Source organism: Glutamicibacter sp. BSL13 (assembly GCF_052928425.1).
On record NZ_JAVGCZ010000067.1, the window covers coordinates 1 to 14,926 of the forward strand.

Below are 14,926 nucleotides of genomic sequence, written 5' to 3' on the forward strand. Positions count from 1 at the left end.
GCAGATCCACACCCAGGTGCCGGTCCAGGACCTGGGTGAGCTGCCTCCGGCCGAACTAAACCTGCTGGACATCACCCCGCGCCAGGTCCTGCAGCTGGCCGGGGACCGGCTCTCGGCCCGATACCGCACCCAGCTGGGGCGCTGGCGCTACGGCACCGCCGCCCACAAGGTCGATTACCTGCTGGACGGCCCGGTACCGTGGCGGGATCCACGCACCGCCAATGCCGGCACCGTGCACGTGGTGGGCAATGCCGAGGAACTGGTCGCGGCCGAACGCGAGGTCGCCCGGGGCCGGCTGCCCGAGCGCCCGTTTGTCATGGTGGTCCAGCCGTCCTCCGCCGACGCCTCGCGGGCCCCGGCCGGAAAGCACGTGGTGTGGGCCTACGCCCACGTGCCGCAGGGCTACCAGGGCCCGGCCGGGGAGAGGATTGATGAGCAGATTGAACGCTTCGCCCCCGGCTTCCGGGATCGCGTCCTGCGCCGGGTGGAAACGGACCCGACCGCACTGGAGGCCTGGAACCCGAACCTGGTGGGCGGGGATATCGGCGGCGGTGCGCTGAACGGGCTGCAGCAGTTCCTGCGGCCCACCGCGTCCCTGACCCCGTACCGGCTTGGGGTGCCCGGACTGTACCTGTGCTCTTCCTCCACCCCTCCGGGCGGGGGAGTGCACGGCATGGCCGGATGGCATGCGGCGCGTCAGGCGCTGAAGGATTCCGGGATCCGGGTCTGAACCGGCTGGCCTGATCGGGGCGGGACGGGGGCCGAGGGGCGTTTAGACCGTGTCCGCGGCCGGCCGGCCCCCGGTCCTGGGACGGGTCGCGGCGTACCAGCCGATAAACAGCAGCACGATCAGGCCAACGTCCACCGCATCCCCGCCGTAGTACATCAGCTGGGCCCCGGCCCGCCCATCCGCGGCCTCCACTCCGGCGGGCGGATGCGCGTACAACCACTTCGCCAGAATTGCGTGGGCCGCGATGAAGCTGACCAGCACCGTGGCCCGCATCCGGAACGAGGCCCGGTGCGGATCCGGATCTCCGCCAACCACGGAGGCGGTGAACACGTACCCGGCCAGGAAGATGTGCGCGTGAACCACCGCATGGAGCAGCACCGAGGAATGCATGAGGTGATACAGGTCCGTGGTGTAGAGCAGCCACAGCCCGCCGGCGTTCAGGATGGCGGCAACGAACGGATGGGTGAGCACCCGAATCGGGGCCGAGCGCAGTAGCCGGGTCACGGCCCGCGCCTGCCTCACCGGCAGGGCGCGCAGGGCCAGCGTGATCGGGTGGGCCAGCACCAGCAGCAGCGGGGCGAGCATGCCCAACAGCAGGTGCCCGAGCATGTGGGCCGTAAAACTGCTGTGGGCGGCCGTCGCCACCGGTCCAGCCAGCCCGGCCACGGCACACAACAGCCCCGCATACCAGGCGAGCGTGCGGGGCGCCGGCCAGCGGCCGCGGTTCCGGGAGGTGACCAGTCCCGCCGCGTAACCGAACGCCGCTGCCGCCAGCAGCAACACGGCCACAACCTCAAACACCTGCCAGCCCAGGGGCTGGTGGCCATGGGCTGCCAACAGGGCGGCATGGTGGCGATGTCCCATGAAACCGCCTACGTGTCCGTGCGGTGCGGGCGGGCGCGCCACAGGATCAGCAGCCCAACCAGCAGCAGCACCACGGCCGACCCAATCCAGATCGCGTCGTAGGGCAGCAGATCCACGTCGTAGCGGATCTGGTGGATTCGCAGGATCTTGTGGTCCACAATCCCGTCAAAGAGCTGGAAGAAGCCCACCCCGGCGATCAGCGCACCGCTCCAGCGTTTCCAATTCACCTCGCCCCGGCGCCGCACATCGGCCAGCAGGAACAACCCCCAGATGGTGATGAACCAGCCAAAGGCATGGAAGAACCCGTCGGCGGTCAACGCGACCTCGGTGGTGGACAGGTCGTAGAAGTGGTGCCATTGCAGCCCGAGGTGAAAGATGAACAGGTCGATCATCGAGGCGGCGATGCCGCAACCGAAGAGGAACCCGGAAAGGATGGTGCGCCGGGCGGGGTTGATGCCACCCCGGCCCTTCCCGGAGCGTGCCGGCGCACCCCGGCGGTCATTTGCCTCAGCACTGGACATCAGAAAACCTCCGCTTTGGTGTCAGACCAGGCCATTGTGTCCCCCACGGAGCCTGCCCACCATCGAATCTGCGTGCCGCCTGCCTAGAGCTGTCGCGCCGACTGGCAACCGATGGCGCACCCCTTTCCATTTCCCACCGCTGCTGTTACGACCCGGCCGCAGCCACTTTGCTCCAGGACGGCTCCGTGCACAGCGGCATCCAAGACCCTAAGAATCCTCGCGCCGACAACCGGAAACCGCAATGGGGCCGCCCTGTTTCCTCGGGGACCTTCAGGCAACGTTCCGTACCCTCCTCGGAGTCGGGCAGGTCCTCAGCGGACATGGCATGAATGGGCCATGGACTGGAATTCAATTTTGGCCCCGACCCTGCCCTTGCTGGAGGTGGTGGTGCGCGGAACCATCATCTTCCTTGCCTTGCTCATCCTGATGCGTGTGGTCGGTCAGCGGGAATCCGGGGGCCTGGGCATCACCGACGTGCTCTTGGTGGTGCTGGTGGCCCAGGCGGCAGCCCCGGGACTGAACGGCGAGGGGGAGTCGATTGGGGACGGACTGATCCTGATCGTCACGATGCTGGCGTGGAGTGTCATTGTTGATGCGCTGGCTTATCGTTTCCCCTTCGTCGCTCGACTGCTCAAGGCCAAGCCGAAGCTGCTGATCAAGAACGGCAGGCTAAACCGGAAGGTCATGCTCCGAGAATTCATGACCCGGGCGGAAGTGGAATCACAACTGCGTCTGCACGGGATTGAAGAAGTTGGGCAGGTTGAACGGGCCTATGTGGAACCCAACGGGATGATCAGCATCGTCCGCCGTGACGGAGGGGAAAGCGAACCCACCGACCCGCCCTTCTGATCAAGGCTCCTGCCGTCCACTGATCCCCGTCGCGGACTGGATGTGGCGCTTCACGCCTCAGGCGGCGTCCGGCTCGGCTTCTGCGCCTTCTGGCCGCTTCTGCCAGGGCCAACGCCCGGTAATCTCCAATTCCAGCGACCAGCTGAGGAAGGTTCGGATCAGCACAATCGCGGCGAGCACCGCAACGCTTTCCATGGACGGGGTGACCGCCACGGTGCGAATGATATCGGCCGCCACCAGCAGTTCAAGGCCCAGCAGGATGGAGCGCCCCAGAAACTGGCGGAACTTTCGGTAGACCTCGCCCTCGCGGCGTAGCAACCGGGTGGCGGCGAAGAGCGCGGCCAGCAGCGTACCGATAATAACGGCGGCAACGCCGACGGCATCCACGGCCCGCCCAGCGGAATCGATGAAGTGTTGAAAGCTGTCCATGTTTTCCTCCTGGTGTCGGATCGGTTCTTGTTCCTTACCGTAGGACTCCGGCTATGCCGGCGAAATGGGTTCAAAGGTTCTCCGAAGTTGGGAGCAGAACGATTCCCAGGGGCAGGAGCACGGAACGCTCTGTCCCCTGGCAATCCACCCGCAAGCCGGCGCGGGGCGGAAACCAGAACGCTGGCCGTGTCCAGCGTCACAGCCCTCAAACGGAATGCAGTACGGAAGGGTACTGTTTAGGTAGTTGAAGCGTCATCAGTATGACGCGGTGTTCTAGCTTCACTATCTAAGGAGACGCCCTATGGCGACCAAGGTCCTGACCCTTGTCGGTTCCCTGCGCAATGGTTCCACCAACCGCCAGCTGGCCGAAGCCACTGTCGAAAACGCCCCGGAAGGCATGGAAGTCAGCGTGTATTCCGGCCTGGAGAACCTGCCGTTCTACAACGAGGACAAGGACGTCGAGGGCCAGGTTCCCGCCGCCGCCGCGGCCCTGCGTGCCGCAGTGGCCGAGGCCGACGCCCTGCTGGTGGTCTCCCCGGAGTACAACGGAACCATGCCGGCCGTGCTGAAGAACGCCATTGACTGGCTCTCACGCCCCTTCGGCGCCTCGGCGGCCACCGGCCTGCCGACCGCAGTCATCGGCACCGCCTTCGGGCAGTACGGTGGAGTGTGGGCCCAGGATGAGGCCCGCAAGGCCCTGGGAATCGCCGGCGCCAAGGTGATCGAGGACATCAAGATCGCCATCCCGAACTCCGTGGTCCGCTTCGCCGAGACCCACCCGAAGGATGACGCCGAGGTGGCCGAGCAGGTCTCGGGCATGCTCAGCGACATCCGCCGCATCGCCGAAGCCAACTAGTTTCCCTCCAGGCCGTTGCCCGGCCCGCGGGCCCGACCTACCCCTTCGGGCCCACCCCCTGCGTCCCCCGCCAATCCGTTGAAGGCGGGGGACGCGTTCGTACCCGGGCGGCTATCCCGGGCTCCGGGCCGATGCGTGCACCGGTGCCCGGGTGGTTTAGCTCGCATCCGTACCCCTTCGGGCGCAGACAGTGACATACTTGGACTTGAGAACTACCTACAGATCCTTCGGAGGCCTCCATTGACTTCGGTCAAACTCGGCATGCCGGCTGCACCCCCGCCGGTCATCGCCCCCCGTCGCAAGACCCGTCAGTTTAAAGTCGGCAGCGTGGGCATCGGGTCGGACTCGCCAATCAGCGTCCAGACGATGACCACCACCAAGACGCATGACATCAATGCGACCCTGCAGCAGATCGCGGAGCTCACGGCTGCCGGCTGCGACATTGTCCGGGTGGCCTGCCCCACCGACAAGGACGCCGAGGCGCTGAAGATCATCGCGATGAAGTCGCAGATCCCGGTCATCGCGGACATCCACTTCCAGCCCAAGTACGTTTTTGCCGCCATCGAGGCCGGCTGCGGTGCGGTGCGCGTGAACCCGGGCAACATCCGCAAGTTCGATGACCAGGTCAAGGAAATCGCCCAGGCCGCCAAGGACCACGGCACCTCGATCCGCATCGGCGTCAACGGCGGATCCCTGCACCCCAAGCTGCTGAAGAAGTACGGCAAGGCAACCCCGGAGGCGCTGGTTGAGTCGGCGATCTGGGAAGCCTCCCTGTTCGAGGAACACGGTTTCCACGACTTCAAGATCTCGGTCAAGCACAGCGACCCGGTGATCATGGTGCGCGCCTACCAGCTGCTGGCAGAATCCGGGGACTGGCCGCTGCACCTGGGCGTCACCGAGGCGGGCCCGGCATTCCAAGGCACCATCAAGTCCGCGACCGCCTTCGGCGCCCTGCTCTCGCAGGGGATCGGCGACACCATCCGCGTCTCGCTCTCCGCCCCTCCGGTGGAAGAGGTCAAGGTTGGCAACCAGATCCTGGAATCGCTGAACCTGCGCCCGCGCAAGCTTGACATCGTCTCCTGCCCGTCCTGCGGACGCGCCCAGGTGGATGTCTACACGCTGGCCGACAAGGTCACCGCCGGGCTGGAAGGCATGGAGGCGCCGCTGCGCGTGGCCGTCATGGGCTGCGTCGTCAACGGGCCGGGCGAGGCCCGCGACGCCGACCTCGGGGTGGCCTCCGGCAACGGCAAGGGCCAGATCTTCGTCAAGGGCGAGGTCATCAAGACCGTGCCCGAGGATGAGATCGTGGAGACCCTGATCGAAGAGGCGCAGCGAATTGCCAGTGAGATGGGCGTGAACGATGGCGAAAATCCTGCCGCGGGTTCTCCCGTGGTTACCGTCAGCTAAGGACGAAGCCGACCAGGTAACGCGCGTGCTGGGCCGGAGCGATACCCCGGCCCTGCTCGCGATGCTGGATGAAGATCCGGTCACCAACATTTTCCTGCGGGCGCAGCTGGACCAACACCGTTCGGCTGCGCCTGACAGCTTCGCCCAGATCTTCGCGCCCAAAAATCCCGGGGAACTGAGCAATGCGTGCTGGGTGGGCGCCAATATCGTGCCCACCGCCATGCACTACACCTACGCCCAGGCCTATGCGCGTCGGGCCTTGGCCACCCGGCAGCGTTTCGCCTCGGTCTTCGGCCCGCGCGAGGCGGTAATGGCCATGGAGCCGGTGCTGTCCACCGGACCTCAGCGCATTTTTGACGTGCGCGCCAACCAGCCGCTGATGACCATCGAAGACCTTTCCCCGGTTCCGCCGGCCACCACGCTGCGCACCGCCACCCTGCAGGACTTCGATTTGGTGCTGCCCGCCAGTGCGGCAATGTTCGAAGAGGAATTGGGCTACTCGCCGCTGGAAAGCGGGGGAGGGTACTACCGCAGCCGGGTGCGCAACATGTTGCGCCAAGGCCACACCTTCTTCGATGTGGACCAGTACGGAGAGGTGATCTTCAAGGCGGACCTGGGCACCGTGACCGCCAAGGCCACCCAGATCCAGGGCGTGTGGATCAACCCCCGCTACCGCGGGCAAGGGCTGGCCGCCGGGTACATGTCTGCCGTGGTCAACCACGCGCTGAGCTTCGCGCCGGTCGCGAGCCTATATGTCAATGACTACAACACTGCGGCGATCCGCAGCTACGAGCGCGTGGGTTTCCGCCAAATCGGCACATTCGCGACCATTCTGTTCTAACCTTTATTGAGGCGAATTGGCGCGCCCAAGGATATTTTCAAGAGCCGTGAATCATGAGGCGAAAGGCTGGGCAATGATACTGCGCAGGGGACGTCGCTTCACGGTGCTACCCCTGATGGTGGCATTATCCGCGACAATGGCTGGCTGCAGCGCGGAACCGACCGATGCCGCCGAAGGCGGTTCCCAGGCGGCGGCCATTGAACGTTCCGCGAGCCAGATGCACGATGCACTGAACGAATTTTCCCAGGGGGCCAAGGACGCTCACCTCATCGACGACGAAGAGCTGCGCCGCACCATTCCTGCCGCCCAGAGCTGGCTAAAGGACATTAAGGTCAACCCCGCTGAATGCGGCCCGATCATGGACATCCCCCTGGCTGAGCAGCTGGCCGGCGCCACCATGGCACTGCTGGAAACCGATGAGGGCACCGTGGCCGCGGCTGCCTTCAGGGACACCCAGACGCTAAACGACCGGCTGGCCAAGGACGATGAATTGTCCAGCAAATGCACCCGATACACGGTGCTGCGCGGGGACAAGCACGTGGCCTATCACCTGGCCAAGCAGCCGGTGTTCTCCGGTGCCGAGTATTCCCGCGCCCACCTGCTCACCAGCAGCGATGGCTCGGCGGCGATGCAGCAGATGGTGGTGCGCGCGGCCCACGGCAACCTGATGGTCACCATCAGCCAGCCACTGGATAGGAAAAACCAGGCGCAGCAGCTGGAACAGGCGAGCGAAGATGCCGATCGGGTGCTGGAGCTGGTGCGCGACCAGCAGTAGCCGAGAACCGCAGACCCGCGGCGGGCAGGGCGTGGTGGCGCGCCGCTTCAATTCAAATACATGGAATGAATCGATCCGAGCGGCAGAAAAATCCCGAAAAAGTTCGCGTCACGAGTTTTATTTCCAATCATTATTCTAATAGACTGCTCGAGAACGATCATCTAACTTGAGGGAGTAGCCATGAAGAAGCGTTCGCTGATGATTCTGCCGCTGGCAGCCGCATTTGCCCTGTCCGGTTGTGGAGGATCCGACAACAGTGGATCGAACGACTCCGCGCCCGCCGACGCAGGCCAGGCCCAGAGCCAGCCGGCCAACGAGGCCCCAACCCTGGACGGCGCGCAGGTCAAGACCGTGGCCGAATCGATGGTGGAGGGCGAGGAGAAGGCACAGGTGCTCGACGGGGACACCATCGCCGCGAACATGCCCCAGGCCAAGAAGATGATCGATGAAATGAAGATCGAGCCGGCCAAGTGCGCCGAGGTGATCGCCGAGCAGAGTTCCTGGGACGTAGAAGGCATCAACATGGCGGTCGCCACCGTTGTGGACGGCACCAACGCCAAGAGCTACTCCGTGGCCTCCTACGAAGATGACGCCAAGCTGGAGGCCGCCCGCAAAGGCGCCGAATCCAAGGACCTGAACGGCTGCGATAGCTTCACCATGGAGGCCCAGGGTCAGAAGCTGACGGCGTCAGCAGAAATCCTCGACGGCACCTCGGACGCAGAGCTGACCGTGGTGACCAAGACCAATGTCGCCATGGACGGAGTGGACGTGCCGATGAACAGCATCAGCGTCCAGGCCCTGGACGGGCGCACCGCCATCTCGGCCAGCGCCTCGGGCGACGTGAAGGACAGCCAGAACCTGATCGACTCCCTGATCAAGGACGTCAACAAGGGATTGGCGGAGGCCAAGAACGTCAAGTAACCTAGTGCAGCCGGATTTCGAGCCGTTCAACGACACGAAATCCGGCTGACCACCCGGCTTCACGCTGTTCGCGGCGTGCCCGGCCCGGGCAGGAAAATCAACCACACAAGGAGTTCGCAGTGCAGAAGCGCTCAATGATGATCCTGCCCCTGGCCACAGCTTTCGTGCTGGCAGGCTGCAGCGGTACCGTGGAATACGGCAGCGGTGTCGCGCCCACGGCCAGCACAACCCAGTCCCCGGCGCCCGTCTCATCGGAAAATTCGATTTTGAGCGATGAGCAGGCCATGAAGGTCGTTGAACAGTTGCTCGGGGACGCCGAAGGCGCCCACATTCTGACCACCGAGGAACTTAGAGCCCAGTCCCAGGCCATGAAGCAGCAGTTCGACGGGGTGCAGGTTGAGCCGGCCAAGTGCCGTCAGGTCCTGGCCGGCTCCTCGCTTAGCGACCTGGGTACCTCCACCCAAGTCGTTGGCACCTCCCAAACCGCTTCCTCCAGCCGCACCTATCAAGTGATCTCCCTGGATGACACCAAGCTGGACACCGTGCGGCAGCTGCTGCAACCCGACAGCTTCGACGGGTGTGAACAGGTCACCGAACACGTCAAGGGTCAGGACATCGAACGGCAGATCAAAACGCTGCAGACCAACCTCGCTGCCGACCAGGCATCCGCCTTCCAGCTCACCACCACCGGTCCGCAGGGCAGCAACACCACCGCCGTGGCGGTATCCGTCCAGGGGCTGCACGGCAACGAGTACGTTTCGGTCACCGATGTCGTCATGAGCACCCATGGTGGTGAGGAAGTCGACGTTCAACAGGTGCTTTCCTCACTGGCCAAGAACGCCAACAAGGCTTTCGCGGCGCTTGAGTCCATGCGCTAGGACCCGCGGTGGCTCCGGCGCACATCCAAGTCAAGACCCACTGGCTCAACGGGTGGTTCATCGGTCTCTTCGCCCGTCCGTTCGTGGTGGTTGACCACATAGAATACGAGACGGCCTGGGGCAGTTCGCTGCGCGTTACCATCCCGTCCGGCACGGTCTGCATTGGCGCCGGGATTCGGTACACCCGTCGGGGCCAACTGCTTGGCTGGGCGCCGCAACAGCGGACCGTAACCCCCACCCACCAGGCATCGGCACCGCTGCAGATCATCTTTCGCAACGGACCCTGGAACCATTCCCCCTTCGCCGTTGCCCGGTGGCAGCAGCACTAGGGAAAGAACCCCGGCGGCAATGCGCTACGTCGTTCGACAGCTCGGAACAGCGGCCGAAAGCGCGGTACCGGGCCCGTCATGCCCAACAAGGCAATGTGTTTGGGGCCGGTGTGACCGGCTAAGATTGTTGGTGGCCGTCAAATCGGCCAAACCCACAAGATTTGCATTGCTAAGTTCATGGCCCACCGGTCACTCCGGTCGAGGTGTGCAACTTACGGAAAAGGATACGACGCGTGGTTTTGAAGCTTTCCACCATGTTCCTGCGCACCCTGCGCGAAGATCCGGTTGACGCCGAGGTTGCCAGCCACAAGCTGCTGGTGCGTGCCGGTTACATCCGCCGTGCCGCCCCGGGAATCTACACCTGGCTGCCGCTGGGCCTGAAGGTGCTGGGCAAGGTCGAAAACATCATCCGCGAGGAAATGAACGCCATCGGTGGCCAGGAAGTGCACTTCCCGGCGCTGCTGCCGCGCGAACCCTACGAGCAGACCGGGCGCTGGACCGAATACGGGGAGGCGCTCTTCCGGCTCAAGGACCGTAAGGACGCGGACTATCTGCTGGCCCCGACCCACGAGGAAATGTTCACCCTGCTGGTCAAGGACCTGTACTCCTCGTACAAGGACCTGCCGGTGTACCTCTACCAGATCCAGCACAAGTACCGTGATGAGGCCCGCCCGCGGGCCGGCCTGCTGCGTGGGCGCGAGTTCATCATGAAGGACTCCTATTCCTTCAACATCGACGACGAGGGCCTGGACGAGGCGTACGCCGCACACCGCGCCGCCTACCTGAAGATCTTCGAGCGCCTGGGCCTGGAAGTCGTTCCGGTATATGCCCAGGCCGGAGCAATGGGCGGGTCGAAGTCCGAGGAATTCCTACACCCCACCGAGATCGGCGAGGACACCTTCGTGCGCTCCCCGGGTGGCTACGCCGCCAACGTGGAGGCCGTGACCACCGTGGTGCCCGAGTCCATCGACTACGCGAACGCCGAACCCTTCGAGGTGCTGGACACCCCGGACACCCCGACCATCGAAACCCTGGTTGCCGCAGCAAACCAGCTGCGTCCGCGTGCCGAACGCGAATGGGAAGCCAAGGACACCCTGAAAAACGTGGTGCTGGCGATCGTGGACCCCGAGGGCGAACGCCACCTGGTCGTCCTGGGCGTGCCCGGGGACCGGCAGGTCGATGAAAAGCGCGTGGAAGCCACCATCGGCGCGGCGCTGGGCATCAACGGAGAGGTGCAGGTCGAACAGGCCAGCGCCGAGGACCTGAAGAAGCACCCGGAAATCGTCACCGGCTACCTGGGCCCCGGCCTGGGCCGCGACCAGCAGCTGCTGGGCGCCGAAACCAGTGGGAAGGTCACCTACCTGGTTGACCCGCGCGTGGTTCCCGGCAGCGCCTGGATCACCGGGGCCAACGAACACGGCAAGCACGTGTTCAACCTGGTTGCTGAGCGCGACTTCACCTGGGACGGCACCATCGAGGCCGTCAACGTGCTGGACGGTGACCCGGCTCCGGACGGCTCCGGGCCGCTGAGCACCGAACGCGGCATCGAAATGGGCCACATCTTCCAGCTGGGCCGCAAGTACGCCGAGTCCCTGGACTTGAAGGTGCTGGACTCCAATGGCAAGCTGCAGGTGGTCACCATGGGCTCCTACGGTGTGGGCGTCACCCGCGCGGTCGCCGCCCTGGCCGAGTCCTACCACGACGAGAACGGGCTGACCTGGCCCCGGCAGATCGCCCCGGCGGACATCCACTTGGTGGTCACCGGCAAGGGAGCCGAACTAATGCAGGCCGGCGCGAAGCTGGCCGAGGAATTTGAGGCGGCCGGGCTGGATGTCATCTTCGATGACCGTCCCAAGCTCTCGGCCGGCGTGAAGTTCTCCGACGCCGAGCTGATCGGCGTGCCGACCATCGTGGTGGTCGGTCGCGGCCTGGCCGACGGGCTGGTGGAGGTCAAGGACCGGGCCACCGGCGAACGGCGCGACGTGAAGCTTGATGAGGTCGTCGCCGAACTGAGCAAGTAGCGTTGCCACCCCGGCGGGAAAGCACCCGCCGGGGTTGATTCGATAGCAACTTCGGTAAGGAAGCAGCGCGTGCAAGAGCTCCTTGATTTCCTGTCGGTCAACTCCGAACCGGTCGCCGCCTGGCCGCTGGCCCTGCTGCTCCTGGCAGGGTTCGCCGCCGGGTGGGTCGACGCGGTGGTCGGCGGCGGGGGACTGATCCAGCTGCCCGCGCTGCTGCTGTTTCCGGGCATCACCCCCGTCCAGGCGCTGGCCACCAACAAGCTCGGCTCCATCTTCGGGACCACCACCAGCGCCATCACCTACTACCGGCGCACCAGCCCGGATCTGAAGACCGCCATCCCCATGGCCCTGTGCGCGCTGATCGGCGCGTTCGGCGGGGCCGGGATCGCGGTGATCCTGCCCACCGAATTGATCGAACCGATCATCATCGCCGCGCTGGTGGCGGTGCTGATCTTCACCATCGCCAAGCCGCGGGCCGGGGAGCTGTCCCAGCTGAAGTACACCGGAAGCGCCCACTACCTGCGGGCGGTGCTGATCGGGGTGGTGATCGGGGCCTATGACGGGATGATCGGTCCGGGCACCGGATCGTTTTTGATCATCGCGATGGTCACCGTGCTCGGCTACAGCTTCCTGGAGGCCTCGGCGAAGGCCAAGATCGTGAACCTGGCCACCAACCTGGGGGCGCTGCTGCTGTTCCTGCCCGGCGGGCACGTGCTGGTGGGCCTGGGCCTGGCCATGGGCGTGATGAACATGCTCGGCGGCTACCTGGGCGCGCGGATGGCCATCTCCAAGGGCAGCAAGTTCATCCGGGTGATCTTCGTGATCGTGGTGGCCGCGCTGATCATCAAGCTCGGTTCGGATCTCATCCTCGGAAAATAGGGCGCCGGGTCACCAGACCATGCGGCCGCGGGCAAACCCAGCATGGGGGCAGCAGCCGCTTAAAGAGGTGGACCCATTGTCCTCCCGCATGAAGCGGCGGGATGACAATGGGCCAAGGCTTCCTCCCCCAAAGAAGCCCGATCCGGTTCGTGGCGTACTGCTGCGATGCACCCGTGAAGGGCGCCCGTCTGAGCGGTGAAGACCTGCCAAGTGAACCCGATCCTCATTGGGCAACCAGGCGAAGGATCTGACCTGGCCGCCGAAATGGTGCCGGGAACGCCCCATACCGATCCCGGTGTTTGATCATTTCCCTTTCAGCTTGACTGATTCACAAGCATTTTTCGTCATACCAGGACGGTATCTTTCCCCTCCTGGGTTGCAGAGGCCACCGGGCAGGGGACAGGCCAGGTCAACGGGCCGCTGCTAGGCAGGCACCGGGTCGTCGGGGTGCACGAACCCCGAACGGTAGGCCAGCGCCACCACCGCGGCCCGGTCCCGGGCCCCGGTCTTGAACAGGATCCGGGCCACATGGGTTTTCACGGTGGCCTCGCTGAGCACCAGGGTGTCGCGGATTTCCTGGTTGGACAGCCCGGCCGCGACCAGGCGCAGTACTTCCTGTTCCCGTGGGGTGAGCACCTCGGTGATGTCGGTGGGCACCGCCGAGGAGGCGCGCAGCCGCTGCACCAGGCGCGTGGCCGCGGTGGCATCCAGCCAGGTGTCCCCGGCGGCCACCCGCCGGATCGCGTCGGCGATCTCGGTGGGGGAGGCGTGCTTGAGCAGGTAGCCGCTGGCCCCGGCCTGCAGCGCCTGGACCACCACGTCCTCATCGTCAAAGGTGGTCATGATCAGCACCCGAACCAACCGGTCCGGGTTCCCCTTCGATTCGCGCACCAGCTCCCGGGTTGCGGCCACCCCGTCCATGCCCGGCATCCGCACGTCCATGAGCACCACATCCGGGCACGAGCTGCGCGCCAGCTGCAGGGCCTGCTGTCCGGAACCAGCCTCCCCGATGACCCGAATGTCATCCTCGGCCATCAACAGCATGCTGATTCCGGCGCGCACCAGCGGCTGGTCATCGACAATCAACACATCGATCATGCTCACTCCTCCTCGCTTCCCGGCACCCCGTCCGGCTGCAGCCCCGGCGCCCGGCCCGGCCCGGTAAGCCCCGTCTGCTGCGGCGCTCCGGAGCCGGACAGCTCGCCCTGCCCGGTGACCGGTAGGGTGGCCTTGAGCAGGTAGCCGTTGCTGGTCGCCCCGTGGTCCAGCGTGCCGCCCGAGACGCTGATGCGTTCGCGCAGTCCCAGCAGCCCGTACCCGCCGGAGACCCCGGGCTTCTTGATCAATCCTGAGATTGAACGCACCGTGAGCACCAGCTCGCTGCTGCTCCAGTCGATGCCCAACTCCACCTTCGCCCCGGTGCCGGCGTGCTTCATCGCGTTGGACAGGCCCTCCTGCACCACGCGGTAGGCGGCGTGGCTGATGCTGGGGTCCAGTGGCCGTTCCCTGCCGGTGACGTGTTCCTCCACCTCCAGTCCGGAGGCGCGGGCCGAGGCGACCAGTTCGGCCACATCCGCGATGCTGTGGGGCCGGTCGGAGGAGCCGTTGTGCTCGGCGCTGCGCAGCATGCCCAGCAACCGGTGCAGTTCGCGCATGCTTTGCTCGGCGGTGGATTGCACGTCCTCCAGCACCTTGTCCACGTCCACCCCGTCCTTCCCGCTCTTGAGCACGGTGCGCACCCCGGCGACCTGCAGCACAATGGCGGTCATCGAGTGGGCGACCGAGTCATGCAGGTCCCGGCTGATGCGCAGCCGCTCGGTGGCGGTGGCCTCATCCAGCGCCTCTTCGGCCCACCGGCGCTCGGTGACCAGCTGGTGGTCATTGTTCAGCAGGGCCCGCCCGGCACTCCAGGCGGCCAGGCTCAGCAGCGTCCACAGTCCCACCACGATGAACGTGGTCACCAGGGATACCGGGCCGTCATACGTCAGCGCGTTAAAGGAAATGACGCCAATCGGGTAGACCGAGCCAGCCAGCGCATACACCGACTTGCGCCCTGGCACGTTGCGGGCCACCAGGAACAGCGCCATCAGGTAGCCGCCCATGTATTCGAAGGTCTCCACGCCCAAGGCCACGCTGGCCATCAGCATCATCGCGATGTAGCCGTACCAGGGGGAGCGGCCCAGCAGGAGCCAGGCGTAGGCGATCACGCAGAGGCTGAACAGCAGCCAATACGGCACCTGGAAGCTGCCGATCATCGGCGGCGCCGTGCTCCAGATCGCCAGGTCAATGCCGAAGACCAGGAGCGTGGCGACGGTGCGCATCAGGCGGGGTCGTTTCAGCATCGCGGCAACCAGGGGAAGTAGTGGCACCAACCCGGCTGGCGCACCGGGTCACCCGGCGGGCGGGGCGGTTCCAGCCCGGGCGGGAAGGCGTCCCCGCTCACCTCCAGGGTGCCGGCGGGCAGCTGCAGGGCGCTGAGCGGCTCCCAGTTCCCCTTTCCGGTGGTGCTCTCATGGACCTTGAGCACCCCAAGGTTCCGGCCGTTGACCGTGACGGTGGCCGATTCATCCAGCCCGGATGCGCGTACCAGCACTGCGTCATCCCGGATGGCCCAGCCGGTCAGCAG

General features: G+C 65.4%; 17 protein-coding genes. 11 read left to right on the forward strand and 6 right to left on the reverse strand.

Annotated elements, in window-relative coordinates; genetic code table 11:
- Window positions 1–730: phytoene desaturase family protein (locus RCJ92_RS11270; RefSeq protein WP_446754608.1), on the forward strand; the 730-nt coding region annotated here is incomplete at its 5' end.
- A gap of 42 nt (window positions 731–772) precedes the next feature.
- Here RCJ92_RS11270 and RCJ92_RS11275 read toward each other — a convergent pair.
- Window positions 773–1,594, reverse strand: coding sequence for a cytochrome c oxidase assembly protein (locus RCJ92_RS11275; protein WP_446754609.1), 822 nt, complete (start codon window positions 1,592–1,594; stop codon window positions 773–775).
- Between the two features lie 8 nt (window positions 1,595–1,602).
- Entirely contained in the window at window positions 1,603–2,115 is a 513-nt protein-coding gene (locus RCJ92_RS11280) for a DUF2243 domain-containing protein (protein ID WP_054820840.1), read from the reverse strand.
- A gap of 336 nt (window positions 2,116–2,451) precedes the next feature.
- Here RCJ92_RS11280 and RCJ92_RS11285 point away from each other — a divergent pair, with 336 nt between their 5' ends.
- Window positions 2,452–2,964 (forward strand): DUF421 domain-containing protein, encoded by a 513-nt coding sequence (locus RCJ92_RS11285; RefSeq protein ID WP_446754610.1) that lies wholly within the window; start codon window positions 2,452–2,454, stop codon window positions 2,962–2,964.
- 57 nt (window positions 2,965–3,021) lie between these two features.
- On the opposite strand, the gene RCJ92_RS11290 is transcribed toward RCJ92_RS11285, so the two are convergent.
- Window positions 3,022–3,393 carry a DUF1622 domain-containing protein gene (locus RCJ92_RS11290; protein WP_054820842.1) on the reverse strand — a complete coding sequence of 124 codons (372 nt, stop codon included), beginning with the start codon at window positions 3,391–3,393 and terminating at the stop codon, window positions 3,022–3,024.
- Between the two features lie 301 nt (window positions 3,394–3,694).
- On the opposite strand from RCJ92_RS11290, the gene RCJ92_RS11295 reads away from it, so the two are divergent.
- The 9 genes from RCJ92_RS11295 (at window position 3,695) to RCJ92_RS11335 (ending at window position 12,300) form a co-directional block, all read left to right on the forward strand.
- On the forward strand, window positions 3,695–4,249 hold the full coding sequence (locus RCJ92_RS11295) for an NAD(P)H-dependent oxidoreductase (protein WP_446754611.1): 555 nt from the start codon (window positions 3,695–3,697) through the stop codon (window positions 4,247–4,249).
- Window positions 4,250–4,489: 240 nt separating this feature from the next.
- Window positions 4,490–5,656: a flavodoxin-dependent (E)-4-hydroxy-3-methylbut-2-enyl-diphosphate synthase gene (gene ispG / locus RCJ92_RS11300; protein ID WP_138173340.1), complete on the forward strand. Its 1,167-nt coding sequence runs from the start codon at window positions 4,490–4,492 to the stop codon at window positions 5,654–5,656.
- 25 nt (window positions 5,657–5,681) lie between these two features.
- On the forward strand, window positions 5,682–6,497 hold the full coding sequence (locus RCJ92_RS11305; RefSeq protein WP_246049762.1) for a GNAT family N-acetyltransferase: 816 nt from the start codon (window positions 5,682–5,684) through the stop codon (window positions 6,495–6,497).
- A 115-nt stretch (window positions 6,498–6,612) separates the two neighbouring features.
- Window positions 6,613–7,272: a hypothetical protein gene (locus tag RCJ92_RS11310; protein WP_446754612.1), complete on the forward strand. Its 660-nt coding sequence runs from the start codon at window positions 6,613–6,615 to the stop codon at window positions 7,270–7,272.
- 180 nt (window positions 7,273–7,452) lie between these two features.
- Window positions 7,453–8,193, forward strand: coding sequence for a hypothetical protein (locus RCJ92_RS11315; protein WP_360028708.1), 741 nt, complete (start codon window positions 7,453–7,455; stop codon window positions 8,191–8,193).
- A 119-nt stretch (window positions 8,194–8,312) separates the two neighbouring features.
- The gene (locus tag RCJ92_RS11320) at window positions 8,313–9,071 is read left to right on the forward strand and encodes a hypothetical protein (protein WP_446754613.1); all 759 of its coding nucleotides are present in this window, start codon (window positions 8,313–8,315) and stop codon (window positions 9,069–9,071) included.
- 8 nt (window positions 9,072–9,079) lie between these two features.
- Window positions 9,080–9,400: a hypothetical protein gene (locus RCJ92_RS11325; RefSeq protein WP_054820846.1), complete on the forward strand. Its 321-nt coding sequence runs from the start codon at window positions 9,080–9,082 to the stop codon at window positions 9,398–9,400.
- A 233-nt stretch (window positions 9,401–9,633) separates the two neighbouring features.
- Complete coding sequence (locus RCJ92_RS11330; RefSeq protein WP_446754614.1) at window positions 9,634–11,421, forward strand: proline--tRNA ligase; 1,788 nt, start codon at window positions 9,634–9,636, stop codon at window positions 11,419–11,421.
- Window positions 11,422–11,511: 90 nt separating this feature from the next.
- The gene (locus tag RCJ92_RS11335; RefSeq protein WP_138173434.1) at window positions 11,512–12,300 is read left to right on the forward strand and encodes a TSUP family transporter; all 789 of its coding nucleotides are present in this window, start codon (window positions 11,512–11,514) and stop codon (window positions 12,298–12,300) included.
- 423 nt (window positions 12,301–12,723) lie between these two features.
- Here the strand turns inward: RCJ92_RS11335 and RCJ92_RS11340 are convergent, their stop codons facing one another.
- The 3 genes from RCJ92_RS11340 to RCJ92_RS11350 all read right to left on the reverse strand — a co-directional run.
- The gene (locus tag RCJ92_RS11340) at window positions 12,724–13,398 is read right to left on the reverse strand and encodes a response regulator (protein ID WP_396278101.1); all 675 of its coding nucleotides are present in this window, start codon (window positions 13,396–13,398) and stop codon (window positions 12,724–12,726) included.
- Between the two features lie 2 nt (window positions 13,399–13,400).
- Entirely contained in the window at window positions 13,401–14,642 is a 1,242-nt protein-coding gene (locus tag RCJ92_RS11345) for a sensor histidine kinase (protein WP_446754615.1), read from the reverse strand.
- Window positions 14,636–14,926 (reverse strand): hypothetical protein (locus RCJ92_RS11350; protein WP_446754616.1); only part of this gene is annotated, 291 nt, incomplete at its 5' end. The genes RCJ92_RS11350 and RCJ92_RS11345, both read right to left, overlap by 7 nt.